The sequence below is a fragment of the Planomicrobium sp. MB-3u-38 genome, assembly GCF_002836425.1.
Lineage (GTDB): Bacteria > Bacillota > Bacilli > Bacillales_A > Planococcaceae > Planococcus > Planococcus okeanokoites.
Window position 1 is genome coordinate 371547 of sequence record NZ_PJBO01000060.1, and the last position, 25237, is coordinate 396783.

Sequence of the window (25237 nt, forward strand, 5' to 3'; positions counted from 1 at the left end):
AAAGGGGATAAAGTATATGCCGCTGGACATTGTGCGAAATGATATCACCAAGATGAAAGTGGATGCCATAGTCAATGCCGCCAATTCGGGTCTGAAGATGGGTGGAGGGGTATGTGGCGCCATTTTTCGAGCTGCCGGCGCTGACAAATTGCAAGTGGCTTGCGACAATATCGGCCACTGCGCTGCAGGGGAAGCTGTCCAGACGGATGCGTATGGACTTGATGCCGATTTCATTATCCATACTGTAGGGCCTGTTTGGCAGGGAGGACAGGCTAATGAAGAAAAACTGCTCCGCAACAGCTATAGAAATTCACTTGAACTGGCAAAATCGATTGGCTGCGAATCAATTGCGTTTCCGCTGATTTCTTCAGGCATATTCGGATACCCGAAAGAAGAAGCGTTGAAAGTGGCAATAGGTGAAATTGAGTCTTTTCTTACCACCAATGAAATGGATGTCTTTTTAGTCGTTTTCGATAAAACATCTTTTGGCATCAGCCGGAACTTGGTCGAATCCATTGAAGCCTATATTGATGAAAATCAAGTGGAGGCAATAGAAAAGCCCTATCCTCGGCGCAGACGTGTTTTTAGAGAAGAAATCATTTCTCAAAAGATGGAGCAGGAGTTCAAATTGGATTCTGCTATGGATATCAGCTTGGAAGATGTCTTGAAAAATATGGATGAATCTTTTTCAGAACGACTCTTCCGGTATATCGATGAAAAAGGGATGACGGATGCGGAGACTTATAAAAAAGCGAATATCGACCGAAAACTATTTTCGAAGATCCGGAATTCGCCGAAGTACACGCCTTTAAAGAAAACAATTATCGCATTTGCTGTGGCGCTCGAACTGGATTTGCAGGAGACGGAAGATTTATTGGAAAAAGCGGGTTACCGGCTATCGAGAAGCCATGAATTCGATTTGATCATCATGTATTTTATCGAACGGGGGAATTATAAGATCCATGAAATCAACGAAGCTTTATTCGCGTTCGACCAGGTTCTGCTCGGTGCATAAAAAATGTCGCTTCTGAAGCGACCAAATGGTATGCCCAGTGACGTATCCTTAAGTTGTTAAGATAACTTGAGGAGGAATAAACAATGAAGAATGAGATGACGGAATTGGTATTCATACTGGATAAGAGCGGTTCGATGGCGGGGCTTGAAAAGGATACGATCGGCGGATTTAATGCATTGGTTGAGAAACAGCGTCAATTGCAGGGGGATGTCAGGGTTACTACAGTATTGTTTAATCAGAGCTATGAATTGCTGCATGACCGCATCTCGTTAAAAGGCATTTCTCCGCTGACCGAAGATGACTACGAGGTTGGAGGCACAACTGCATTGCTGGATGCGATCGGTTCCACGGTCCAGAAAATCGCAAATGCGCAGAAAAGGACCATGGAAGAAGAACGTGCTGATAAAGTGATGTTCGTGATCACCACAGATGGTATGGAGAACGCAAGCTGCGAATACAATTATAAAAAAATCAACGAAATGATTGCCTCGCAAAAACAGAAGTTCAATTGGGAATTCATTTTCCTCGGCGCCAATATTGACGCGGTCGCAACAGCGCGGCAATTCGGTGTTGAAGAGGAGTTTGCGGTGGAATATCATGCCGATCCTGAAGGAACCCAGCTGAATTATCAAGTTCTCAGCGAAGCTGTAACATCCTTCCGCACCGGTAAATCAATCGACCGGAACTGGAAGAAAGATATCGAAAAAGATTATAAATCGCGTGCAAAGAAATAAATAGGCAACTTCTAACTCTTCCTTAAGTGGAAGAGTTTTTTGTTTGTGCCCGGTGCGGCGATAGTTTTGATTGAAATGGCAAAGGGTAGTGAGTCTATAAAGACCTTGATGTTAAAAATCGATTGTTGGAGGTATCTATTCAATGGATAAAAAGAACAATAAATTATTCGGTTTTTTTGGCGGACAAATGGAAGTTCAGGAAAAGATAGAGGAGTTAAGAAGTGAAGGTTATCCATCAGACAATATGTATGTGATCGCTAAAGACAATGAACAGATCAATGCCTTGCGCTCCTATTCGGAAGTCCATTTCAGTACTGAACAGGACGGCGACTGGATCGATAAATTCAAGGAGATGTTTTCCGGCAACCATTCGCTGAAAAATGTTTTTGAAGAAATGGGATTCAGCAATGAAGAAGCGGAAGACTATAACCGACGGATTGAAAATGGCGAAATTTTCCTGTTTGCCGATGATGAAGTCTATAACGAAGTCGATAGAAGCACCGGCTATACAGCAACTGAAACAACTGGCACAAATGAACATCCCGGCAGCGGTTTTTCAGATGCTCCCAAGATGAGCCGGGCGGAACGCAGAAAAAAGATGACAGGGAATGGCGAGGAAAGCATGTTTTTGCATGAAGAGCAATTGGAAGTCCATAAAGAACGCGTACAGACAGGCGAGATCAATGTCAACAAACGCATAGTGGAAGAGCAGCAGCATATGGACGTGCCGGTTGAACGGGATGATGTCATAGTTGAGCGGCGTCCTGTCGCTGATAATGGGGATTCAAATGAAGAAATCAAAAGGGAGCCCTATCAAGTCGGGGATGAGCTGCATATTCCTGTAGTTGAAGAACGACTGGTTGTGACAAAAAAAGAAGTGGTCACTGAAGAAATAATAGTCACCAAACGCAAGATCAGTGACACTGAGCATATTTCAGAAACAGTGCGCAGGGAGGAAGTCGATATCGACGACCGTGACTTACCAATCAATAGAAAAAACAATTTCTGATTGCCGCAAAACCCTTCTATATTAGGCTTTCAGGGCTTTTTATGTTTAGTTTGAGTGCCACGGGGTAGACAGATACTAGCTTCATCAGAAAGAAGACATCACAATTTAATTGGAGGTTTTATGATGGTGAACAATAATAATAATGACAAACTGGTAGGTACATTTGAATTGCAGGCACAGGTTTTCAAGAAAATTGAAGAATTGAAAGAACAGGGTTATCGCGAAGAGGACATGTATGTAGTGGCCAAAGACGGCGCGAATATCGATACGCTTCAGGATAAGACAAGAACCAACATCACATCAGGTGATAAAGACAGCAACTGGAAAGATAAATTCACTAATCTGTTCTCAAGTGACGATACGGAAAGAAGTTCGTACCGCAATGTCAGCGATGACAGCACCAGAGATACGGACTACAGCAGCCATGTGGAAAATGGCCGTATATTATTGTATGTCGACCGTGATTATGCGGGCACTTCAGGTACATTTGCGACAGGCAGCAGAACCGGTTCGGATGCAGATATGGGCAGAGGTGGATACACTGGTACCGGCACCGGAAGAGGTACTGAAGAAGAAAGCCTTAAACTGCACGAAGAACGTTTGAATGTAGATAAGGAACGTGTGCAGACGGGTGAGGTTAACGTCGGCAAACATGTTGTAGAAGAAGAACAATCGATAGATGTTCCGGTCGAACGCGAAGAAGTGTACGTTGAACGTCGTCCGGTCAATGATGAGACAGGCTCAGGCTTAAATGATCGTGATGGCTTCAATGACAAGGATTCAATCCATGTGGATGTCAATGAAGAACGCGTAAATGTTTCTAAAGACGATGTCGTCAGTGAAGAATTGGTTGTCGGCAAGCGTAAAGTCAAAGATACAGAGCATGTCAGCGAAACGGTGCGCCGTGAAGAAGCTGATATCGATGAAGATAATAATGCCAATAAAGGCTTGTTCAACGATAAGGACGATAAAAGAGGATTGTAATATTTGCCTCGGCAATAGTTAGAAATAGCGAAGCCGCTCCAGCTGTTTGCTGGAGCGGCTTTTTGATTTGTTGAAACTTCAGATGATTTTTTCCGTAAAATAGTTGGAGAGGGGAGGGGAGCCGATGAAGAAACAGCCTTCAATGAACATACCGAAATCTATGATTGGGCAATTCTTGGACTGGCTGACGATTCTGGTTTTCGCTGCTGTCGTTATTTATCTTATCACCCAGTTTTCTGCATTGCCGGACAGAGTTCCTGGACATTATGACGGAAAGGGCAATATCGACAGATGGGGAAGCAAAATGGAATTATGGATTTTACCGCTGGTCGGGGTATTGCTTTGGATTCCCATGACAGTCCTTGAAAAGTATCCGCATCTATTCAATTACATGAATTTGAGAGAAGACAATATTGAAGCCCAATACCGCAACGGCCAATTGATGCTGAACGTGCTGAAGAATGAATCGGTTCTTTTGTTCAGTTATCTTACCTTTCAGGGAATCCGGGTGGCGACCGGTGGCACAGAAGGTTTGGGCATATTCTTCATGCCGATTTTTCTGGTCGTGATCATCGGAAGCATGATCATATTTCTGATAAGGATGCTTAAACTGTGAATACTGGTGAATGCCTGTGGAGAGGGGTTATCCAGTAACCCACAGGGAAACGGGGTTATCCACAAAGAGGCAAAGTTATTAACTTTTTGATGATACGAGTGTATTAATTAGATTCAGGGTATTGAATTTATTTGATACACCTGTATCATATTTATTGAATAATAAAAGTATTCTGATAAAATGGATGTATGCCGAAACTAATAGATCACGAAAGCAAAAAGCTGGATATCGCACATGCCGCATGGAAAATTCTATTGAAGGAGGGTATGGAAGGCGCGTCAGTAAGGAATATCGCAAAGGAGGCCGGAATTACACTGGGAGCATTGCGTTATTATTTCACAACACAGGAAGAACTGCTGGCTTATACAGAAGACCTGGTTCATGCCAATCTGGCTGAACGGACAACCGAACTATTCATGGCCGATCTGCCTCCTCAGGAAAAAGTGCTTAAGCTGCTGGCGGGATTGCTGCCGGAAAACGGGGAAGGGGACTCCGCGTCTGAGGCTCGATTGATATTCAAACTCCATTCGAAATACTCGGGAAAAGCTTATGACAGGGGGCGTGACAGCGTCTATCAGGCTGTTAAATCAGTGATGTCCAACCTTGTGATGCTGAATCTGTTGAAGAAGGATACGGACCTGAGTTTGGAAACGGACAGGCTTTATGCCTTGATGGATGGCCTGGCGCTGAATTCCATGCTGCAGGGAGCGGAAGTGAATTTCGAGAAAACGAGGGGTATCCTGGAAACCCATTTAAAAGCTATAAGCAAGGAGCAAAGCGGGGGTCAATATTGAGCCCCGTTTTTTATTTGCGAAGTGTTTTATTTATAAGTTAAATAGCTATACAAAGTTAATCGTTAGTTGTACATGATTTTTTGTTTACATAATAAAAATATGAAAAAAATAAATCGAAAGGTTTAGAATCTGAAAAATTAAGGTATAAATCAATAAACTTTCATTTATCTTCAATTTGAAATAAAATAAAGGGAAGCAATTCATCCCTAAAGAGGAGTTGAGACCGATGAGTTTAGAAACGATCAAAGGTTCAAGCATGATTGTTAAAATGACACGCAGTTTGATGAAAGAAGGCTGGTCATTTACTCCCAATGAATTTGATGTGATCATCAAAGCCGAAAACAAGGTGACAGGTGAATCCATCCATTTCCCATCGATCGGAAACTTGAAGACCTGGATTTATCAAAAAGCATTGAGCTATTAATAGTATAGAAAATCCCGGCCATCCAAATTTGGATGGCCGGGATTTTTCATTTTATATTTATAACATTTTCTCAAGAGCCACAACCGCTTCTTGAGCGGTTTTTGGATCAACTGAAATCCTGTTGATCACTCTGCCCTCGGCCATTTCTTCAAGTGCCCATGTCAGATGCGGCAAATCGATTCGATTCATTGTCAGGCAAGGGCACATATAAGGATTCAGGGATACGATATCACGGTCAGGAAAATCCTTTATAAGGCGGTTGACAAGATTCATTTCGGTGCCGATCGCCCATTTTGAACCGGGTTCGGAAGCCTCGATCATATCAATGATGTATTTTGTCGAACCGGCGTAATCAGAGATGCTGACGACTTCATAAGTGCATTCCGGGTGGACGAGGATATTGCGGTCCGGTTCTTTGTCGCGCAAAATTTCCACGTGTTTCGGCAGGAAATTCATATGCACAGAACAATGGCCTTTCCAAAGTATGACCTGAACGTCTTCGAGTTCACACTTGAGTTCAAGCTTTTGTTTAATTGGATCCCAGATCGCCATCCGCTCCAGTGGAATGCCGAGTTTTACCGCTGTATTCCTGCCAAGGTGCTGGTCGGGAAGAAACAGCATGCGCTGTTTTTGTGCAAGTGCCCATTCCACCATTTCAACGGCATTTGATGAAGTGACGGTAGCTCCGCCGTTTCTGCCGACAAAAGCTTTGATGGCGGCAGTCGAATTTACGTAAGTCAGGGGAACGATCGTGTCGCCAAAATACTCCTGCAGTTTCAGCCAGGCCCGCTCGGTTTGATCGATATTGGCCATGTCGGCCATCGAGCAGCCTGCACGCATGTCCGGTAAGATGACCGCCTGTTCAGGAGTCGTCAGAATGTCGGCTGTTTCCGCCATGAAATGGACGCCGCAGAAAAGGATGAAGTCCGCTGTCTGCTGACCGGCAATCTGGGATAGCTGAAGTGAATCACCCGTAACATCCGCATAGCGGATCACTTCGTCTTTCTGGTAATGGTGTCCAAGGATAAACAAACGTTCTCCGAGAATATCCTTTGCGCGGGCAGCGCGTTCGTGCAGTTCGCTGACAGGTGCTGAGAGATATTCAGACGGCATTGCGTCAGTCAATTGAAGTTCATCCAATAGTGAAGTCATTGTGTGACAGCCTCCTTATGTGAAATGCTCAAGTTCATGCTCATATCCAGATTACTGACACTATGTGTCAAAGCGCCGATGGATATGACGTCAACGCCGGTATCTTTGTAATCCCGTAACTTTGCCAGATCGATGCCTCCCGATGCTTCAGTGCGGATAGCAGGGGGCACAAGCTGGACCCAGCGTTTCATGGTTTCAGGCGTCTGATTATCGAACATGATGACATCAGGTGATGCATTGATCGCTTCCATTAATTGTTCCTCTGTTTCCACTTCAACCTCGATCATCATCATATGCCCATGTGCAGAGCGCGCTTTTTTCACAGCCTCCGTAATGGATCCGGCCGCTGCTATATGATTGTCTTTCAGCATCACGGCATCATATAGCCCGTTGCGGTGGTTAAACCCGCCGCCGGCTCTTACCGCGTATTTTTCGAACATCCGCAGGCCGGGTGTCGTTTTTCTCGTATCGACGATGCGGGTGTGGGAGCTGCTTAATGCTTCTGCACATTGTCTCGTCAATGTTGCAATCGCACTCATGCGCTGCACCAGGTTGAGGAAAACACGTTCCCCTGACAGGATTTGCGATACTTTTCCGGTAATCCTTACAATCGGTTCGCCCGCCAGGACTGGCTCGCCATCCTTTTTGAAGGCTTCAACCACTAGTGATGGGTCGAGAAGATTGTAACCCCATTCAAAAATATGTAATCCAGCGATAATGCCGTCAGCTTTCGCTCGAACAATCGCTTCTCCTTCATCCGTTTCATTAAAGATGACCGACGATGCATCACGTTCACCGATATCTTCAATTAAAAAATTCGTCAATGCTTTTTCCGCCATTAATCTGTTCATTTTACAGTCTCCTTGCTATGGGTTTTTCGGTAGGTAATTGCGCTTCCGGCTTTCGACAATTCAATCACTTTTCCTTGCCATTCATCCATTCGAGAAGGGAAGTCTGTCCTGAAATGGGCGCCACGGCTTTCAGTGCGCAGATAAGCTGCAGTTGCAATTAATGTGCACACCGTCATTTGATGATGATTACTGATATCTTCATCGTCCATATTCAACAAATGCTTAATTGGGCGCAGCGGATAGTCAGTGATAAATGCATTTAACTGTTCCTTATCCCGCAATATTCCGATGATGTCAGTCATTTTCGAACGCATCAATCCCATATCGGGGAAGTCAAAAAGAGGAGACGTTGCGCTTTCTATGGATTCATTCACTTGAACTGGTGGCCTGTCATCAGAAAGCGAGTTTTGTTCAACCAGATCATCTGCCAGCCGTTTTGCGAAAACGATTGCTTCCAGCAATGAATTACTGGCCAGCCGGTTTGCGCCGTGTACGCCGCTGGACGCAACTTCCCCGATGGCATATAAGCCGCTAATGCTCGTCGCGCCTTTGTCATCCGTTTTCACTCCGCCCATATGAAAATGCGCTCCAGGCCGGACAGGAAGCAAATCTCTTGCGGGGTCTATCCCATGGGTACGTAAGTTTTTCCAGATTGCAGGGAATTTTGATTTGAAACCGGAAATGCTCCTTGCATCCAAAAAAACAGGGCCTTGAATCTGCCAATGCCACTCAATTGTCCGGGCGACAATGTCCCTGGGGGCAAGTTCTTTCATCGGGTGGATATCGTCCATTATGGAATGGCCGTCTTTATTGATCAAAAACGCACCTTCTCCGCGGACAGCCTCTGAAATAAGCCCTTCGGATTTTCCGTCGATCGTCAAAATGGTTGGATGGAACTGGACGAATTCAAGATCTTCCAAAACAGCTCCGGCGTGATATGCCAGCGATAACCCTTCGCCTCCTGCGACAGGCGAATTGGATGTGTGGCTGTATAATGCGCCGATTCCTCCTGTCGCAAGGACGGTATAGCGAGCGGGTATGATTTGTCGTTGTCCATTTCTATTGCTTGCCACTGCGCCGCAGCATTTTCCGTTATCCATTATGAGTTCGAGTGCCTGGTGTTCGGGTAAAAGATGGATTTTCTTTTCAGTTTTCTTCATTAAATAGTCCATCAGATTCTTGCCGGTCTGATCACCGCCCGAATGGAGGATTCTGCGGGTGCTGTGTGCGCCTTCCATGCCAAGTATCGGCTGGCCCGATTCGTCCTGGTCGTAGGGCAGCCCCTCAGCCATCAGTTTTTTGATGGCAGTTTGCCCATCCTTTGCCAGCATTTCTACACGGTCGGGATCGGAATGATCTGCTGTCGCCAATAAAGTATCCCATGCATGCGCTTCAGGCGAATCGGTTTTGTCGAGGCTGGCTGCGATACCGCCCTGGGCCAGATATGAATTCGCTATTTCTGGCGTATTTTTTGTCAGCACGGCAATTTTATAGGTAGAAGGCAGGGAATGTGCGAGCATCAAACCCGCTGCTCCGCCGCCGATAATACATACATCAAACAAAACTTTACACCTTCTTTACAAGTGTCTTGACACTATTAATGACATAAAGATACAGTGAATACAAGGTAAAAATGCATTTTGAAGGGATTTTGATACAGATATGAAAAGCTATTTGGACGCGGCAGCGACAATTCCAATGAGAAAAGAAGCTTTACAGGCATATATGGAAACAGCCGAACAGGCTTACGGCAATACACAAAGCCTTCATGATGCCGGAACAAAGGCATCGGATTATGTGGATTCCTGCCGGCGGATCCTGGGAAATTTATTGGATGCCAGACCTGAAGGGTTTTACTTTACCGGCAGTGCATCTGAAGGAAACCAATTAGCCATCCGTTCGGTATTGAAAGGAAGGCCAGGACATTGCAGAAAAATCATATCGACATCTTTGGAGCATGCTTCTGTTTTGGCTGTTTTGCATGAGCTGGAAAAGGAAGGATATACAGTGGAGTATGTGCCGGTGGACGAATTCGGAAACCTGAACCGGAAAGAATTTGAGCTCGCGGTTGATGAACAGACGGCACTCGTTATAATGCAGCATGTCAATTCTGAAATGGGGGCAATCCAGGATATTGCCTATTGTGCGGCGTATGCCAAACGCTATGATGTTCCGCTTCATTCGGATATGGTCCAAGGTTTAGGCAAAATGCCCGTCAATTTATCAAATAGCGGAGTTGCTTCGGCAGTTTTCTCTGCGCATAAAATTGGCGGACCCAAAAGCGTCGGCATCGTCTTTGTGGATCCCAGCATCCACTGGCAATCTGTTTACGAGGGAACGGTCCATCAAAACGGTTTTCGGCCGGGAACAATTGATGTTCCGGGCATTGTATCCGCCACAATCGCTGTAAAAATCGCGATAGCGGAACAGCCCGGAAATTTCAATAACGCTAAAGATTTGCAATCGTATTTGCTTGAACATCTGCCGGGGGAAGTGATTCCTGCAGGCGATCCTTCGGCTAAATCTCCTTTCATCCAGGGATTATTATTGCCGCATGTTGAAGGGCAATGGATGATGCTTGAATGCAACCGGCACCAGATTGCCATCTCCACCGGTACAGCCTGCAAGATCGGAGCGGGGGAAGCGATGTCAGCGATGCTGGCAATGGGAATTGCGAGTGATGTCGCCAGGAAGTTTATCAGGATTTCATTCCATCCTGGCACAACTGAGGAAAATCTGATCGATTTTTTGGATGTATTGAACAAAACATTGCAGCCGACAGAACCTTCCTTATAGTTTGCGGAATAATCGGTAAATTGATATCCTTACAAAAAGGAAGGTGATATTTTGAGTGATATTATTGAATTGACCAAAATCACAGTGTTTCAAAAAGACACAGCCAATAAAATCCGTGAAGCCTATATCGGCGATTTCAAAGAGCCGCTCTTGTTCGGTGTACACGGAGGTGTACGGGAATTTTATGGAGTCGAAACCGATCCGGAATATCCATCGACACTTGACCATATCGTAGCTGCCGCGGGCGGTTGACTGGTCGGTACATTATCAGGCGCGCTGGAAGCGCGTCATATACCGACTTCACCAGACAAAGTAAAAGCGGAAGTGCAAGGTGTAATTGAAGCGCCGGACGGGGTTTTGAAAATCACCAGAATCAGCTGCCATTATCACGTGAAAGTTCCAGCCGGCAAAGAAGAGGCTGCTGAACGGGCTCTAAAAGTCTTTGACAGGGGCTGTCCTGTAGCCCAGACGCTGAAAGGCGCAGTTGAAATTGAACATGCATGGGATATTGAAAGCTATTGAACGGATTACAGCAACGAAGTTACGGAAGACGTGTCTTAACATAAGGCATGTCTTCTATTTTATTGCTGCGGAATTTGCTGAAACTTGGGAGGCTCGCTATGAAAATAATTATTGCACCGGATTCGTTCAAAGGTTCGATGACAAGCTTGGTGGCCTCTTTAGCCATAAAGCGGGGGATACTCGATGTTGATCCACTTGCTGAAACGATTCTTTTGCCGATGGCTGATGGTGGAGAGGGAACAGTTGAGGCAATTCTGTCGGTTAGCGGCGGAAAGAGGATCAGCTGCCAGGTCCAGGATCCGCTTGGCCGGAAAATTGAAGCGGCCTATGGATGGATTGTTGACGAGAAAGCAGCTGTGATTGAAACAGCTGCTGCTTCCGGCTTGCCATTGCTTTTGCCGGAGGAGCTGGATCCTGACAAAGCTTCGAGTTTTGGCACGGGTCAACTGATCAAAGACGCATTGGACCGGGGAGCGGAAAAAATCATACTGGGGCTTGGCGGCAGTGCGACGGTAGACGCGGGCACGGGTTTATTCCAGGCGCTTGGCGTTAAATTCTTTGATGAAAACAACAGGGAACTGGAAACTGTCGGCGGTCGATTGGATTTGATCGCCTCAATGGATGCAACTGGGCTGGAACCTTCCCTGGCTGCAGTTCAAATCATCGTTGCCAGCGATGTAATAAATCCTTTGTTGGGAAAAGATGGAGCGATTGCGGTTTTCGGCCCTCAAAAAGGAGTGAAACAGCAGCACATGAGCCGATACGAAAAAGGCATGCAGCAATTTTCCGCGCTCGCTGCCAATACTATGGGCCATGATAAAAGTGCGGAACCCGGAAGTGGAGCTGCTGGAGGCATCGGTTTCTTGTTGAAAACTTTGTTGGATGTGGAATTTATGAGCGGCCTTGAATTGATTGTGGAAAGGACACAACTGGAAAAGCAATTGGACGGCGCTGATCTTGTACTGACCGGTGAAGGACGTATTGATGGGCAGTCTGTATTCGGAAAAGTTCCGATTGGCATCGGGCGATTGGCACGGAGCCACAATATACCTGTCATAGCTTTTGCCGGATCGATCGGTTCAGGCATCGAAAATCTTGAAAAGGAAGGTATTCTTGAAATCATGCCGATAATAAGTGGGCCGATGGAACTTCAGGAAGCTTTGCTTGATGGGGAAAGTCTGTTATATGAAGCAGCCAAGCGCCTCATGAATATCCTGAAGCTCGGAAAAGTGATTGCAGTTGATAAGTGATGCTTAGATTAATATTGAGTTTAGTTGACCTGCTCTGTGGCGAGCAGGTTTTTCTATGAATATTAATAATATCTTAATAAATAAGCTGGTTCTTTTTTAAGTAATCAGAGCTATAATAAGGTAATAAACTAACAGGAAATTACAAATATTTATGAAACTTTACACCTGTTCATTCGTTAAATTATATATAGACAGATAAGTCCCGATAAATTCTAAGTCTCCGGTCGCATACAATAATAGCCTGGCGCCTGATGTAGGTTTATAGAGAGAAAGATAAACTGAAGCTAAGGAAAAACGGGATTCTTTGCAAGGGGGAAGAAATGATGGAAATTTACATAGTGTTCACTGACACCAAAACCAATTTGGCAAAAATGATCAAGAACTGTACACGATATCCGTTCAGCCATGTGTCGCTGTCATTTACCAAAGATTTAAGCCAAATGTACAGCTTCGGCCGAAAAGAAACGGATAACGCATTCATAGCAGGATTTGTGAAAGAAGATGTGCGTGACCATCTTTTTCAACGGGCGGATTGCGCTGTCTGTAAGATGGAACTCAGTGAAGAGTGCTACCGGATGATATGGGCGTACGTTCAACGGATGGAACGGGAAAAAGATTCTTTCAAATACAATTTCACCGGTCTATTTGCCGTTGCTTTCAATTATAATTTCAATCGGAAAAATGCTTATTTCTGCTCGCAATTTGTAACCGAAGCATTGGCTGCCGGAAACATCCATTTGACAGAAAAGCCGCCTGCTTTAATGACACCGCGCGATATCTTTTCGTCAGACAGCATGGAAATGATTTACCGTGGAGACATGCGTAATTATCCGTATCTTGACAGCATCCCAGCTTATATTGCCGAAGCGCATTATCTGGAGGCTGTCCAATGAAGAAGGTCCTGCTTCTCCCTTTGCTGGACAGCATGCCATCCGGTCATCATCAGGTCGCTGATGCGGTCCGGGAGATTATTCAGATGAATTCCGGGGAGATTGCATCCACGAAACTGGATATTCTGAGTGAATGGAATACCTGGCTTGAAAAAGGCATCGTAGCGGGATATCTTGGATGGATCCGCCGCTTTCCAAAATCCTATGCATGGATATACCGGCAATTCGCCTATCGCAGTAAAAGTGAAAGGCCGCATAAATTATACGAAATCTTATTCATGAACAAAGTGAGGGATCTTTTAGAAAGGGAACAGCCGGATCTGATTGTCTGTACCCATGGCTTCGCTTCGCTTTTTATCAACCGTTTAAAAGAATCTGGCGAATGCGATATTCCCACATTGAATATCTATACGGATTTTTTCATTAACGACGTGTGGGGCTGCAGCCATATCGACTATCATTTCGTGCCCAGCAGGATGGTTAAAGACGCGCTGTCGTCTAAATATGATATTGATGGAACCCGGATTTTCGTTACCGGCATCCCGATCAGCCCGAAATTTGAGCAACGGACACGGCAAGAAGAAACCGGCAACCCAACAGTGAAACGGATTTTATTGTCTGGGGGCAGTGTGGGACTGGGAAACCTGGGGGATTTGGTCAAAAAGAGAGTTAAAGGCACTAATTGCCGGGTGAAGGTTCTTTGCGGAGCAAACAGGAAGTTATATGAAGACATCAAACGCATACCTGATGAATTTGCTGAAGCGTACCCCTATATATCTTCCAAAGAAGAAATGAACAAAATTTACGATGAAGTGGACGCTATTATCAGCAAGCCCGGTGGTGTAACGGTGTCGGAAGCGCTCAGAAAAGGCATCCCTGTTTTTATTTCGTCGGCATTGCCCGGCCAGGAACAGATCAATTTGCAGATTCTAAAGGAGATGGGATTGGTGACGCTGATTCCCGGAGATGAAGACGCGCTTGATTTCACCTGCAGAGCGCTTCAGGACGAGAAAATGATGCAACAATTCAATGAAGCGGCTGACAGGTACAGGAAATCGATTGAACTGAGTGATTCAAAAAGCCTGTTTAAAGTGATCCAACAAATGCTGGAGCGGGGCTGAGAAGGATGGATATCCAATCCCTCATCGATCAGATATTGTTGTTCCTGGAAGCAATGGGTTTGTTTGGGCTGTTCGGGGCTATTTTTCTTGAAGGGGCTTCGGTTCCGTTTCCAGGCATCATCGCCGTGTTGGCATACGGCGGATTGCTTGATCTGTCATTGGCAAAGATGGCCGGAATTGCAGCAATGATGGCTGTCGTTTATAGCCTGGCGAGCCTGATCCCTTATTTCATCGGCAATAAATTGGAGCATCTCCTATGGAATAAAATCCGAAAGGGGCTTCAGAAGGCAGGCCGTTTCTTTAATCGCTACGGAATCTGGAGCATCGCTTTATCGCGGCCATTCGGAGTAGGGAACTATATATCTTATCTGGCGGGCATCGGCAATGTCGGCTTGGTAAAATACATGATCCTAACATTTACAGGGATCTTTCCATGGTGTTTTGCGATTCTGTTTCTGGGAGATTACCTGAACGGCAATTATGAGCGTTTTTCGGCTCTTTTCAACGATTATAAATTTGAGTTCTACGGAATCGGACTGTTGCTGGCGGTTCTCTTTACAGCGTATTCCATCTGGAAGCGCAGAAAAAAAGAACGGACATGAAAAGCCTCTTCAAATGCGAAGAGGCTTTTTTAAAACTTTTGAATATAGAAAAAGTTAAACGATATTCCGCAAAACAGCTTCGCTTTCCTGGTTGCTTGCACTGAGCTAACTCGGTCTCGTTCCACTTCACCCGAGTGGATCTCAGCACTTCGCTCGAAACGGAGTTGGAAAGCCAACTCCGTTTCTACTCACCTGGGAGTCTTCGCTGTTTTGCTGCATATCTGAAATCTCTTACTGTAATAATAAATTCATTTCAGCTTTTCAATTAAAGGAAATGTTACCCGAGGAAAGCATCCATCCAGAAGAAATATTTTTAGAAGATGAATGTTTCACGACAGCTTGAGAAAAGCCTCTTCAAATGCGAAGAGGCTTTTCTGTATTCAATATGATCCCGAATTCTTCTTCGAGCAATTTTACTTTTTCAGCTTCCGTCAATTCCTGCTTTTCTTTCCTGCCTTCTATAGTCCGGGTAAGAGTGGTTCCGGAAAGCGTGACACGGCCATCCGGAGTCGCTTTTGTCACGATGTCATCATGCGTAAATGTAGATTCTTCCGATACCTGGTTGAAGATACAGCCTTCATGGAAATCCTCCAGCTTTTTCTCATCCAGTGTAAAACGGTACAGCACTTTTTCGTTCCCGTCATTTTCGCGAGACAGTTCATAAACTCCGGATTCGGCTTCCTCTATCCGATAAGTTCCGCTATTATCGGTGTGCCTTTCGCCTTCGAGAGGAATCGGACTGATCGTCGAATCGCCAAAACCCGCGTCCACCAGATAAGGGGCGTCGAGTTCAACGATGATGGCTGCATGCGTATCGGCTTTTGCATAGCTGCCGTCAGGCTTCACCACAGTCGCTGAAATCATTTTGGCGTCAAAACCGATTTGCTGCAGAAGCCAGCAGAACAAGCCGTTCAGTTCATAGCAATAACCGCCTCTGTGCTGATTGACCACTTTGTCGTAGATGCTCTCCAGATTCAGATAGATCGGGACTTTTCGGATTACATCCAGGTTCTCGAAAGGGATATGCTGCATGTGAAGTGATTGAAGACGCGCCAGGTCCTGCAGGTAATTCTCTTCGACGGGATGGGCATTAAAGCGTTTCAGATATTTTATCGGATCCATATATATTTTCCTTCCTTTCATGCGGTAGCTTACTGGCTTATTTATTCCCGATATTCGGCTTCCGGAAACTTGACGCGCTGTGCGCAATGAAAAATTGTGCGCCGTAATAGGTGGACATGATCAGCAGATGGGAATACGCCACAGGAGCAACGAACATATTCCAGGCGAGTACGGAATCCGATGCGACAAAGAGCAGGCTGCCGATGATCAGCCAGCGGTTCCCGGTCATAATTGCGGACCAGGCCATCAGGATAATAGCGGAAATATAAAACAGGATTGGCACGATTAATGCGTCATCGCCGCCGGCCTGCAGTGCTTCCATTATCCGTACACCCATCACCAGACCGAAAATGCCGAGTGGCAGGATGGACAGTAATCGATAAAGATTGTATTTCCATTGGGTTAATAATGCGGCTATGTAAAAGAGGTGGCCGATCAAAAAAGCGGACAAGCCGATGATGAACCAATGAAGCGTCGCGTCACCGATTGAACAAAAAATAAGTCCGGTGAGGATCAGCCAGTGGATCTTTAATTTTTCGCGAGGCATTCGCTGTATTGCATAAATGATGATCAACACCATTGGAATCAGCTTGAAAATGAGCTTAAACCATAAGGGTTCATCCGGAATGAAGAAAATGTAAAGAATGCTTGCCGCTAAAATTAACACTGGTAAATATAATTTTTTCATAATCAAGCTCCCATCGTTTCTTCTATATAAAAGGTATTCCATCACACAAGAATTAATCCCTTTATTTTCCTTGTGATTTTTCCAGTATTGGTGGAATGGTCCAGGGGGCATAGTGAGATAAAATTAACAGATAAATAGGAAAATAAAATCAAGACCTCTCTATACATCTTTTGAATCATAGGACTATCGAGTAAATTTATTATAATATTACATAATTTTAACAAAGTGTATATTTTCTTCTTGTATAATTATGCCGTACGCAAATTCAAAAGAGGGAGTGAATAGTTTGACGAAAAGCGCAATAGGGAAGATTTTTCTAAGTCTTTTATTGGTGCTGTCAGCAGCTTTGCCGTACATGGCGACTGCAAATGCAGCAGATCCCATCTCGGTGGCGGACGCGATCGCGAATAATTCTGGAACGGCCGCGGTTAATGGGTTTATTGTGGGAACCGTAATCAGTGGAGGAAACTATGACCAGGAAGCGCCATTCACAAGTAATACGAATTTAGCGCTGGCGGATTCACCGGACGAAACGGACCCAGCAAAAATTCTGACGGTGCAATTACCTTCAGGTTCAATCCGTACCGCATTGAATTTGGTTGATAATCCGACCAATTTTAAAGCGGAAATTAATATTACAGGTTCACTGGAAGCATATTTCAGCGTTCCTGGCTTAAAGTCACCGACATCTTTTGAAATCCTGTCAGAAGGCGAAGCTCCGCCAGAACCGACAACCGTCGATTCATTGGCTGAAGCCCGCACAATGCCTGGTGAATTGATCCAGGTGGAAGCGACAGTTACTACAGGTACCGGTTTCTGGGGCGGCAACGCGTTCTATGTCCAGGACGAAACAGCTGGACTTTATGTTTACACGAACAGCGCGACAGCAGCGCCTGGCGATATCGTCCGTTTGACTGGCTCAGTGTCAGAATACAGCGGGGAGCTGCAATTGCAGCCGAACACGGTAGAGGTGCTGTCATCGAACAACGAACTTCCTGCTTTGCAAACGATTACACCTGCAGGAGTGAACGAAGAAACGCAAGGTGAGCGCGTTGAGTTGCAGAATGTAACGATTACAGGTCTGCAAGCGGTCAATGATTACGGTACTTTTGAGTTTTCTGCAGTGGCGGAAAACGGGGAATCTGTAATTATCCGAAACGACAACCGCAACGGCGTGACGTTTGAGCAATTCACACAGCGTTACCAGGAAGGTGACCTGATCCATGTGACAGGAATCGCTTCTAAATACAATGATACTTATCAGGTGAAGACATTAGGTTTTGAGAGCTTCGACTTAGTCAACAAACCGGCTGTCTATGCGGATGTTTTCCCAGGCATCGTGTCTGAAGGCACAGAGATCACGCTTCAGTCAGGCTGGGAAAACGCAACGATCTATTACACGATTGACGGCTCAGATCCAACAGCCGCCAGCACACAATACACAGCTCCGATCGTATTGACGGAGGATACAGTCATCAAGGCGATTGCTGCAGCTGACGAAACATCGGAAGTCTTTTCATTCGAATATACGGTTTTAAAAACGGAAGATCTTCGCATCCGTGATATTCAAGGGCAAGGCCATTATTCAAATTACGAAGACGTAGCAGTCAATGAAATCACTGGCGTTATCACACATTTCTACAACGGAGCGAATTTTGTCATCCAGGACTTGGATGATGATGGCGACTGGACGACTTCAGAAGCGATTATCGTAAACAGATCCAGTGCAAGCACCTCATTTGCAGTTGGTGATCTCGTGACAGTAGCGGGAACCGTGGAAGAATGGTTCTATAAAGGCTATTCGGATATGCGGGATAACGACCTGCCGCTGACACGCATCCGTTCGACGGAAGTAGTGAAAAACGGTACGGCTGAACTGCCGGAACCGCTTGTCATCGGAGAAGATGTTTTCCCTCCGACTCAAAATATTGAAAATGACGGATTGACTTCGTTCGATCCGGAAGAAGACGGCATCGATTTCTGGGAATCTCTTGAATTGATGCGTGTCGGTGTGGCTGACGCACAAATCGTTGGACCACAGGATTATGGCGAAGTATTCGTCGTATCGAAGAACGCCACAAACAATGATTTCCATAAACAAGGCGGCATCCTGCTTGCGGAAGATGATTATAATCCGGAACGCATCACTGTAACGACGGGTGAGAATGTCATCGCCAAAGCTGGCGACACATTTGCGGAAATGCCGATTGGCGTACTTGGCTTCGGCTTCGGCAATTACCAGATTTGGACAAATGAAAATGAAGTTCCGGCAATAGTGGACGGCGGAACAACGCCGGAAGAAACATGGATTGAAAATGATGAAGACGAGTTAACAGTAGCAGCATATAATGTGGAGAATTTCTCTGCAGATCCGAGCCACACTTCTGACGAGAAAGCTCAACGCATTGCTGAATCATTTGTGAACGATTTAAATTCACCGGATATTATCGTCATGGTGGAAGTACAGGACAGCGACGGTCCGACGGCATCCGGCAACAGCGATGCAACTGCAAGTTATGAACGCTTGATCGCTGATATCGAAGCTGCTGGCGGTCCGACTTATGCATGGACGGATATCGCACCTGAATACAATCAGGACGGAGGACAGCCTGGCGGAAATATTCGCGTCGGTTACCTTTACAACCCTGAACGCGTAACACTTTCAGAAGGAACAAAAGGAACTGCGACACAGGATACGGAATGGGTGGACGGTGAATTGTCATTGAATCCAGGCCGCATTCAGCCGATCCCGATGCCGAATACACGCAAACCGATTGCCGCACAATTCGAATTCCAGGGTGAGCAGGTTGTTGTAATCGGCGCACACTTGAATTCAAAAGGCGGAGACGAGCCATTATTCGGCCAAAACCAGCCGCCATTCCTTGGTTCTGAAGAAGAACGCATTGAACTGGCGGAAGCCATCAACGGCTTCATCCAGGAAGGGCTTGAACAAGATCCAGACCTGAATGTCATCGTTGCGGGTGATATGAATGATTTTGAATTCACACCAGCAATGGAAGCATTAAAAGGTGATATTTTAACTAATAAAGTGGAAGATGTTCCACTCGAAGACCGTTTCTCTTACTATTATCAGGGCAATTCCCAGGTTCTTGATCACCTGCTGGTGACGAACAACCTGGCGGAGCGCACAGACCTGGATATGGTTCATATCAACGCCATGTTCATGGAAGAACATGGACGCGCATCTGACCACGATCCATTGCTTGCACAGATCGACTTTTCAAAACCTGCAGTGCCGGGCGAACAGGAAGCGGATCCTGATTATTCAGGAGATGTGGCTGTTATCACAGCAGGCGAGTTTGACGAAGAAGGCACACTGACAATCGAATTTACTGAAGGCACCGTCGAAGAATTGCTGGCGAGCGGAAAAGATCTGTTGATCGATCTTCCGGCAGCAGATATCACCTTCACGGCTGAAAACCTTCAGCAATTAGCGGATGCTGCAGGACAAAGCTTCAACCTGGAACTGGCTGTCGACGACGCAGAAACGGTGGACAAACGTCCAGCGTTGACGCAGCAGCTTGACATCGCAGTTACAGATCCGGAAGGCAATGAAATCGATGTAGATTTCAACTCTGACTTCACTTTGGCTTTTGATACTGACAGCGGAGTGAAAATCCAATTCGGCGCACGTGAAGATGCGAAAGGCAAATGGAAAATCATCCAGGGCGAAGTGGATGGCGATACCTTCACTTTGAGCGTAAACGAATTTGGCAACTATACGGTGGTAACAAATAAGGGACAGGCGAAAAAACAGTAAGTGAATAAAAATAAGCGGCTCTGCAAGGTGGAAATAACCACTTTGCAGAGCCGCTTTTTAAGTTGCTTTATTCCGGCCATTTTCGGCCATTGTCACGCAAACTTCCTAATAATGCTTTCCGGCGTTCAGATAACTCTTCGAGTGACTGCAGGAAATCGTCTGTCTGGACAACTGGCAGTCCTCTCTCTCTCATCGTATCCAGGTCCGGTGGCGGGGGAGCCATTTCTGCAGGACTGATATAACCGCTGCGCAATGTTGTGATGTAACTGTCGATTGTCGATCTGGCTTCATGGACGAGCAACTGATTCAGCCCGTGGCCATTTCTTATACCGAATTTGAAGACAGTCAAAACTTCATCCAATGTAGCGACCGACACAGCGAGTTCCTCATCGCGTTTGCTTGAGTGGTAATAATGCAGGATAGGATACGCATTGTGCTGTGATGTCAATGTGCTTAGTTGGGAAGAAAAGGTGTTGAGTAACAGATCAATGTTATGGAAATTTTCGCCATTCCACGAGTTCGATACTATCTCCGTTACATTTTGTCCCATTCCACGCACACTTTCAGCGAAAGCCCTTTTTTGGGTAACCGCATCGAGTACCGATAAGATATAGGTAACGCCGAGTGTGATAAATACAAGGCCGCTTGCAGCTGTCAGGACAGCCAGGATCTGCCATAAGCCCTCTTTCATGATGTAATCCCCTACACCGAGTGTAAAAAGGAGGTAACCGGTGACATACCACCGTTCCGCCCAGCTGATGGGATTATTATCATTTGTATCAATGAATGAAGAAGAATCTCCAGCAAAAAGCAATGTCCACCCGGTCCAAAACAACAGGATCCAGGTCAACAGCGTCGCTACAAGAATTATAGGCCCGGCCATGCTGATGATAAAGGATTTCCCTCCACTCAGCCAACGAATGCCCAGCCAACAAAGCAGCGAAATCCTTTTTGTGATAGGTCCCGCGCCGCCATCGGGCCATAAAGTCGTCCATGCAAAATCGATAATGCCCGCAAGTATCAGGATAATGCCTAAAATAGCGTAGATTTCAGTCATTGTCAGCCTCCTTTAAAAATTGCTTGATTGAGTACTTATTAAAATGATAAGTGAAATTACTGGCCTTGTATAATCATAAGTCTGATAAGAGTTGAAACCTTTGATAAAATAATGTTATAATGATATAATTATGATAATGGATGATTGAAAGAGAGGTGCTTAGATTGAAGAATAAATCGCTGACGGGCGCCCTTTTAACAAAAGCGCCTTTAAATAAAATCAAAAAACGCAAAAAGGAATATTCAATCGAAACAATTGTCATCATCGGTGACTCTGTCGCATACGGATATGGAACAAAAGAAGGGATCTCGAGGTATCTGAAAACGAGTTTTCCGGGAAGCCGTGTCATCAACCTGGGCATCAATGGGCTGACGAGTGACGGACTTGGAGCAAAATTGAAATCCGGCTCATGGGATCTCCAGATAGCTTCCGCTGACCTGGTGCTGATCAATATCGGCGGCAATGACCTGCTGCAGGGATTCCGAAAACTGGGAACTGCCGGGTTGGTCCGTAATTTTAAAGCAATCCGCGTTAATTACCGGAAAAATCTGCTTGAAATGTATGCCAAGCTTCGTGAGTTGAATCCGGAAATGCTAATCGTTCAGAACGATCTGTATAATTCCATGAAAAAAGAGCATCAGTATTGGGGATTGACAAAACTGCTCTACAGACGATGGAACCGGGCTATCGGAGAACGGGGCGTCATCATATCAAAGACCAACAAGATGGGGAAAAATCCAGGAATCTGGTTGGACGGTATCCATCCCAATGAGGAAGGCTATAAATTGATGCATGAACTGCTGATCGATACATTAAGCTCGACGGGTATTGTCCTGGCTCAACATTCCAACAAAAAATAGCCTGCAAAAAAGAAGCGTCGATCAGCTTCTTTTTTTATGCCTGAAATTTTTCGGTTATCAGTTTATATTTTAGGGTATTGGTCTTTATACAGCATTTTTGCTGCAGTATCCAAAGCAGGAGGCGGATTGTATGAACCGTGGAGTAATCACATCATTATCAGCGATAGGCATCGCTCAAGCATTAAAAATTGTAACAAATAAAAAATTGACGGGTGAATGGCATCTGAAGCACGCGTTTACAACCGGAGGCATGCCAAGCTCCCACTCAGCAGGTGTGTCTGCTCTGGCTACATATGTGGCCGCCAACAAAGGGACGCGCCATACTGAAACCGCACTTGCTATTGTATTCGGCACAATCGTCATGTACGATGCACAAGGCATCAGAAGACATACCGGTGAAATTGCACAGCTGGTCAATGACCTTGAAGACAGCCTTATCTCATTGAAAGGCGATTTCCCAAGCCTTGAATTGATTAAGCGAGAAGAAGAATTGAAGGAACTATTAGGCCATCAGCCAATTGAAGTTTTCGCTGGGGCAATGTTTGGTGTCGTGCTGGGACTCATTTCAGCGAAGTTTGAAAACGATGCGATTGACCGTAAACGGGCCAAAAAGCTACCCGTTCCCGGTGGTATAGACCGTTATCGTTATGCTTCGCAATAAAGACTAACCAAAGCCCTTTCCAGGTATATATCTTGGAAAGGGCTTATTTTATGGATTTCGTTGATTATGAATACGTATACATATATACTGTAAATTAAGAAAAGGGGGAGGACAGATGGTCTCTTCAATCGATGTCGCCAAGCTCGCTGGTGTATCACAAGCAACTGTTTCCAGAGTTTTGAATGATCCTGATAAAGTGAATAAGCCGACGCTTGATAAAGTGAATGCCGCGATACGGCAGTTGAATTACCGTCCAAATGCCGCAGCCCGTTCATTGATCAGCAGAAAAAGCGGAGTGATCGCAATAGTAAGCGGTCCGCTCGATAATCCGGACAATGCTGAATTCACAAATGAAACGATAAAACGCATCCAGGAAAGAGGTTTCATTGCAGAGATCCATTTACAGGATTCCTCAAATCCTGAATCGGTTCTCTTATCAGTTCAAAATACGCAGGCGGAAGGTATAATCCTGGGCTCTGTTGTCATCGATGAAATTGCGATAGCCAAATTGAAGAAAACAGGGATACCTTTGATGTTTTTCAATATGGAGCCAGCTGCAAATGAGCTTACCGCTTCTTTGGACAACCGCTCGGCAGGTGCTGCAGCAGCTGAATATATCAATTCACTGAGCCATAGCAATGTTGGCTGGCTCGGAGGAGAACCATCAGAGTCGCATCTTCAGCTTCGATATCAAGGATTCCAGGAATGCGCAAAAGCGAACAACATGAATATTTTGCGTGCCATGGCAGCCATCGATGATTTGGATGCACCTTTATCAGCAATGCTGGCAAGAAAGGAAAGACCGACGGCCATTATAGCTGCAACGGATGTGATCGCATACCGCGCTATGGATTTTTTGGTGGATTATGGCTATAGGATACCTGACGATATCTCATTGTTGGGTATCGGTAATGCACCTTTATCTGCCATGTCTTACATGAACTTGAGCAGTATCGGTATATCTGGAGACAGGGATATTTACAGTGATGGTGTGGACCGGCTGGTCAAAGCGATAGAAGAAGGTGGTGCGAATAAATCCGTTGAAATGAAATATGCACCTGTGTTATTTGAACGGAAATCGACCCGTAAAATATAATTTTCATCAGCATGTATACGTATTCATGTTTAGGGGCGGTATGGACTGAATTTATTGACCGAATATTTGTTATACTTATCTTTATAAGAGGAGGGTTATTCATGAGCATAGAAGATCCCAAAGTTTTAACAGAACGAATTTCATTGATTGATGGTTTTGATATGAATATCTCGGAACGAACCGGTACATACGTAATTAACGAAGATAAGCTCACATTAATAGAAACCGGCCCAAGTCCATCAGTTCCCTATATAAAAGAAGGGTTAAAAAAACTGGGCCATTCTTTAGATCAAGTCAAATATGTCATTGTCACCCATATTCATCTCGATCATGCTGGCGGAGCAGGGCTGCTGCTGCAGGATTGTCCGAATGCGAAACTTGTGGTGCATCCGAAAGGAGCAAGGCATCTTTCAGACCCATCGCGTTTGGTGGCAGGTGCTAAATTGGTCTATGGGGACAGGTTTGAAAGTTTGTTCGAGCCGGTGCTGCCTGTACCGGAAGAGAAATTGCTGATAAAAGGGGAAGGCGATGAGCTGGAAATAGGACCGGATTGCAAGCTTGTATTTTGGAATTCGCCAGGTCATGCAAACCATCATCTAGCTATCCTGGACCCTGTCAGCAAAGGCATATTCACGGGTGATACTGCAGGAATACATTATGAGCAGCTGGCGAAGGAAAATATCGAATTTCATTTGCCTTCGACTTCTCCTAATCAATTCGATCCGGATCTCATGCGCGAATCGATTTTAAGAATGAAAGAAGAAGGGTTCAACCGTGCATTTTATGGACATTACGGGATGACTGAAAATCCGGAAGCGGCTTTTGACCAGACGCTCGAATGGCTGGTTGTTTTTATGGAAGAAGCGGAGGCAGCCGTAAAGGCACAAGAAACATATATCGAGCTGACAGCGCGGCTCAAAAAACAGGTCACTAAAAGATTACGGTCTTTGGGTATCAATGATGACCATGAGGTCTATATGCTCATCGAACTTGATTTGATGGTCGGTTCAATGGGGTTAATGGATTATCTGAGCAAAAGAGATGTCTGATGACAAACTGGTCAAGAAGAGCGCCGCTCTTGTTCACCAGTTTTTTATGTTACGGGCCGATTCAAAGTGAAGAAGCGTCGGATCAGGAACTTAGAAGAGGAAAAAACGTCAAATTAAAAGGGGATATTTAAAATTAGTATTTTGTTAAATACATATATTTATA

The 25237-nt window shown here is 45.3% G+C and carries 25 protein-coding genes; 19 read left to right on the top strand and 6 right to left on the bottom strand.

Features of this window, described 5'->3' with window-relative positions; genetic code table 11:
- Nucleotides 1-16 precede the first annotated feature (16 nt).
- The 7 genes from CXF70_RS13000 to CXF70_RS13030 all read left to right on the top strand — a co-directional run bounded on the left by CXF70_RS13000 (nucleotide 17) and on the right by CXF70_RS13030 (nucleotide 5576).
- Entirely contained in the window at nucleotides 17-1015 is a 999-nt protein-coding gene (locus tag CXF70_RS13000) for a macro domain-containing protein (protein WP_101803002.1), read from the top strand.
- Between the two features lie 83 nt (nucleotides 1016-1098).
- Entirely contained in the window at nucleotides 1099-1749 is a 651-nt protein-coding gene (locus tag CXF70_RS13005; protein WP_101803003.1) for a vWA domain-containing protein, read from the top strand.
- A gap of 142 nt (nucleotides 1750-1891) precedes the next feature.
- Nucleotides 1892-2758 carry a YsnF/AvaK domain-containing protein gene (locus CXF70_RS13010; protein ID WP_101803004.1) on the top strand — a complete coding sequence of 289 codons (867 nt, stop codon included), beginning with the start codon at nucleotides 1892-1894 and terminating at the stop codon, nucleotides 2756-2758.
- A 123-nt stretch (nucleotides 2759-2881) separates the two neighbouring features.
- On the top strand, nucleotides 2882-3742 hold the full coding sequence (locus CXF70_RS13015) for a YsnF/AvaK domain-containing protein (protein WP_101803005.1): 861 nt from the start codon (nucleotides 2882-2884) through the stop codon (nucleotides 3740-3742).
- Between the two features lie 124 nt (nucleotides 3743-3866).
- A complete protein-coding gene (locus CXF70_RS13020) occupies nucleotides 3867-4358 on the top strand; it encodes a DUF1648 domain-containing protein (protein ID WP_101803006.1) in 492 nt (163 codons plus the stop codon).
- Between the two features lie 188 nt (nucleotides 4359-4546).
- On the top strand, nucleotides 4547-5152 hold the full coding sequence (locus tag CXF70_RS13025) for a TetR/AcrR family transcriptional regulator (protein WP_101803007.1): 606 nt from the start codon (nucleotides 4547-4549) through the stop codon (nucleotides 5150-5152).
- 226 nt (nucleotides 5153-5378) lie between these two features.
- A complete protein-coding gene (locus CXF70_RS13030; protein ID WP_084245785.1) occupies nucleotides 5379-5576 on the top strand; it encodes a hypothetical protein in 198 nt (65 codons plus the stop codon).
- Between the two features lie 57 nt (nucleotides 5577-5633).
- Here the strand turns inward: CXF70_RS13030 and nadA are convergent, their stop codons facing one another.
- The 3 genes from nadA to nadB are packed head-to-tail and all read right to left on the bottom strand — an operon-like array spanning nucleotide 5634 to nucleotide 9141.
- Nucleotides 5634-6728: a quinolinate synthase NadA gene (gene nadA, locus CXF70_RS13035; RefSeq protein ID WP_101803008.1), complete on the bottom strand. Its 1095-nt coding sequence runs from the start codon at nucleotides 6726-6728 to the stop codon at nucleotides 5634-5636.
- A complete protein-coding gene (gene nadC / locus CXF70_RS13040) occupies nucleotides 6725-7579 on the bottom strand; it encodes a carboxylating nicotinate-nucleotide diphosphorylase (RefSeq protein ID WP_101803009.1) in 855 nt (284 codons plus the stop codon). The genes nadA and nadC overlap by 4 nt, the downstream gene beginning before the upstream one ends.
- Nucleotides 7576-9141, bottom strand: coding sequence for an L-aspartate oxidase (gene nadB, locus CXF70_RS13045; RefSeq protein WP_101803010.1), 1566 nt, complete (start codon nucleotides 9139-9141; stop codon nucleotides 7576-7578). The genes nadC and nadB overlap by 4 nt, the downstream gene beginning before the upstream one ends.
- Before the next feature lie 100 nt (nucleotides 9142-9241).
- Here nadB and CXF70_RS13050 point away from each other — a divergent pair, with 100 nt between their 5' ends.
- From CXF70_RS13050 to CXF70_RS13080, 7 genes are all read left to right on the top strand, one after another.
- Nucleotides 9242-10375 (top strand): IscS subfamily cysteine desulfurase, encoded by a 1134-nt coding sequence (locus tag CXF70_RS13050; protein WP_101803011.1) that lies wholly within the window; start codon nucleotides 9242-9244, stop codon nucleotides 10373-10375.
- A 51-nt stretch (nucleotides 10376-10426) separates the two neighbouring features.
- Nucleotides 10427-10627 (top strand): hypothetical protein, encoded by a 201-nt coding sequence (locus CXF70_RS13055; RefSeq protein ID WP_101803012.1) that lies wholly within the window; start codon nucleotides 10427-10429, stop codon nucleotides 10625-10627.
- Nucleotides 10628-10897, top strand: a complete 270-nt coding sequence (locus CXF70_RS13060; RefSeq protein ID WP_101803013.1) for an OsmC family protein — start codon at nucleotides 10628-10630, stop codon at nucleotides 10895-10897. It abuts the gene before it with no gap.
- A 98-nt stretch (nucleotides 10898-10995) separates the two neighbouring features.
- Complete coding sequence (locus CXF70_RS13065) at nucleotides 10996-12147, top strand: glycerate kinase (RefSeq protein WP_233208634.1); 1152 nt, start codon at nucleotides 10996-10998, stop codon at nucleotides 12145-12147.
- Nucleotides 12148-12470: 323 nt separating this feature from the next.
- The gene (locus tag CXF70_RS13070) at nucleotides 12471-13040 is read left to right on the top strand and encodes a C40 family peptidase (protein ID WP_101803015.1); all 570 of its coding nucleotides are present in this window, start codon (nucleotides 12471-12473) and stop codon (nucleotides 13038-13040) included.
- On the top strand, nucleotides 13037-14158 hold the full coding sequence (locus tag CXF70_RS13075) for an MGDG synthase family glycosyltransferase (protein WP_101803016.1): 1122 nt from the start codon (nucleotides 13037-13039) through the stop codon (nucleotides 14156-14158). Before CXF70_RS13070 ends, CXF70_RS13075 begins: the two co-directional genes overlap by 4 nt.
- Before the next feature lie 5 nt (nucleotides 14159-14163).
- On the top strand, nucleotides 14164-14760 hold the full coding sequence (locus CXF70_RS13080; RefSeq protein WP_101803017.1) for a DedA family protein: 597 nt from the start codon (nucleotides 14164-14166) through the stop codon (nucleotides 14758-14760).
- 354 nt (nucleotides 14761-15114) lie between these two features.
- On the opposite strand, the gene CXF70_RS13085 is transcribed toward CXF70_RS13080, so the two are convergent.
- Both CXF70_RS13085 and CXF70_RS13090 read right to left on the bottom strand, forming a co-directional pair.
- A complete protein-coding gene (locus CXF70_RS13085; RefSeq protein ID WP_101803018.1) occupies nucleotides 15115-15882 on the bottom strand; it encodes an arylamine N-acetyltransferase family protein in 768 nt (255 codons plus the stop codon).
- 37 nt (nucleotides 15883-15919) lie between these two features.
- Complete coding sequence (locus CXF70_RS13090) at nucleotides 15920-16570, bottom strand: lysoplasmalogenase (RefSeq protein WP_101803019.1); 651 nt, start codon at nucleotides 16568-16570, stop codon at nucleotides 15920-15922.
- Nucleotides 16571-16847: 277 nt separating this feature from the next.
- On the opposite strand from CXF70_RS13090, the gene CXF70_RS13095 reads away from it, so the two are divergent.
- Complete coding sequence (locus CXF70_RS13095; RefSeq protein ID WP_304528591.1) at nucleotides 16848-20351, top strand: DUF6359 domain-containing protein; 3504 nt, start codon at nucleotides 16848-16850, stop codon at nucleotides 20349-20351.
- Between the two features lie 67 nt (nucleotides 20352-20418).
- On the opposite strand, the gene CXF70_RS13100 is transcribed toward CXF70_RS13095, so the two are convergent.
- Nucleotides 20419-21408, bottom strand: coding sequence for a hypothetical protein (locus CXF70_RS13100; protein WP_101803021.1), 990 nt, complete (start codon nucleotides 21406-21408; stop codon nucleotides 20419-20421).
- Nucleotides 21409-21572: 164 nt separating this feature from the next.
- Between CXF70_RS13100 and CXF70_RS13105 the strand changes: the two genes are divergently transcribed.
- The 4 genes from CXF70_RS13105 (at nucleotide 21573) to CXF70_RS13120 (ending at nucleotide 25074) form a co-directional block, all read left to right on the top strand.
- Nucleotides 21573-22268, top strand: a complete 696-nt coding sequence (locus CXF70_RS13105) for an SGNH/GDSL hydrolase family protein (RefSeq protein ID WP_158241196.1) — start codon at nucleotides 21573-21575, stop codon at nucleotides 22266-22268.
- 130 nt (nucleotides 22269-22398) lie between these two features.
- Entirely contained in the window at nucleotides 22399-22929 is a 531-nt protein-coding gene (locus CXF70_RS13110) for a divergent PAP2 family protein (RefSeq protein ID WP_084245817.1), read from the top strand.
- A 115-nt stretch (nucleotides 22930-23044) separates the two neighbouring features.
- Nucleotides 23045-24025, top strand: a complete 981-nt coding sequence (locus tag CXF70_RS13115; protein WP_101803023.1) for a LacI family DNA-binding transcriptional regulator — start codon at nucleotides 23045-23047, stop codon at nucleotides 24023-24025.
- Between the two features lie 101 nt (nucleotides 24026-24126).
- Nucleotides 24127-25074: an MBL fold metallo-hydrolase gene (locus CXF70_RS13120; RefSeq protein ID WP_101803024.1), complete on the top strand. Its 948-nt coding sequence runs from the start codon at nucleotides 24127-24129 to the stop codon at nucleotides 25072-25074.
- The last annotated feature ends 163 nt before the right edge of the window (nucleotides 25075-25237 follow it).

Excerpts from the sequence above, each read along its gene's own strand:
- CXF70_RS13000 (WP_101803002.1), top strand. The coding sequence starts at position 17 with ATGCCGCTGGACATTGTGCGAAATGATATCACCAAGATGAAAGTGGAT.
- CXF70_RS13005 (WP_101803003.1), top strand. The coding sequence starts at position 1,099 with ATGAAGAATGAGATGACGGAATTGGTATTCATACTGGATAAGAGCGGT.
- CXF70_RS13010 (WP_101803004.1), top strand. The coding sequence starts at position 1,892 with ATGGATAAAAAGAACAATAAATTATTCGGTTTTTTTGGCGGACAAATG.
- CXF70_RS13015 (WP_101803005.1), top strand. The coding sequence starts at position 2,882 with ATGGTGAACAATAATAATAATGACAAACTGGTAGGTACATTTGAATTG.
- CXF70_RS13020 (WP_101803006.1), top strand. The coding sequence starts at position 3,867 with ATGAAGAAACAGCCTTCAATGAACATACCGAAATCTATGATTGGGCAA.
- CXF70_RS13025 (WP_101803007.1), top strand. The coding sequence starts at position 4,547 with ATGCCGAAACTAATAGATCACGAAAGCAAAAAGCTGGATATCGCACAT.
- CXF70_RS13030 (WP_084245785.1), top strand. The coding sequence starts at position 5,379 with ATGAGTTTAGAAACGATCAAAGGTTCAAGCATGATTGTTAAAATGACA.
- nadA (WP_101803008.1), bottom strand. The coding sequence starts at position 6,728 with ATGACTTCACTATTGGATGAACTTCAATTGACTGACGCAATGCCGTCT.
- nadC (WP_101803009.1), bottom strand. The coding sequence starts at position 7,579 with ATGAACAGATTAATGGCGGAAAAAGCATTGACGAATTTTTTAATTGAA.
- CXF70_RS13050 (WP_101803011.1), top strand. The coding sequence starts at position 9,242 with ATGAAAAGCTATTTGGACGCGGCAGCGACAATTCCAATGAGAAAAGAA.
- CXF70_RS13065 (WP_233208634.1), top strand. The coding sequence starts at position 10,996 with ATGAAAATAATTATTGCACCGGATTCGTTCAAAGGTTCGATGACAAGC.
- CXF70_RS13070 (WP_101803015.1), top strand. The coding sequence starts at position 12,471 with ATGGAAATTTACATAGTGTTCACTGACACCAAAACCAATTTGGCAAAA.
- CXF70_RS13075 (WP_101803016.1), top strand. The coding sequence starts at position 13,037 with ATGAAGAAGGTCCTGCTTCTCCCTTTGCTGGACAGCATGCCATCCGGT.
- CXF70_RS13080 (WP_101803017.1), top strand. The coding sequence starts at position 14,164 with ATGGATATCCAATCCCTCATCGATCAGATATTGTTGTTCCTGGAAGCA.
- CXF70_RS13085 (WP_101803018.1), bottom strand. The coding sequence starts at position 15,882 with ATGGATCCGATAAAATATCTGAAACGCTTTAATGCCCATCCCGTCGAA.
- CXF70_RS13090 (WP_101803019.1), bottom strand. The coding sequence starts at position 16,570 with ATGAAAAAATTATATTTACCAGTGTTAATTTTAGCGGCAAGCATTCTT.
- CXF70_RS13100 (WP_101803021.1), bottom strand. The coding sequence starts at position 21,408 with ATGACTGAAATCTACGCTATTTTAGGCATTATCCTGATACTTGCGGGC.
- CXF70_RS13110 (WP_084245817.1), top strand. The coding sequence starts at position 22,399 with ATGAACCGTGGAGTAATCACATCATTATCAGCGATAGGCATCGCTCAA.
- CXF70_RS13115 (WP_101803023.1), top strand. The coding sequence starts at position 23,045 with ATGGTCTCTTCAATCGATGTCGCCAAGCTCGCTGGTGTATCACAAGCA.
- CXF70_RS13120 (WP_101803024.1), top strand. The coding sequence starts at position 24,127 with ATGAGCATAGAAGATCCCAAAGTTTTAACAGAACGAATTTCATTGATT.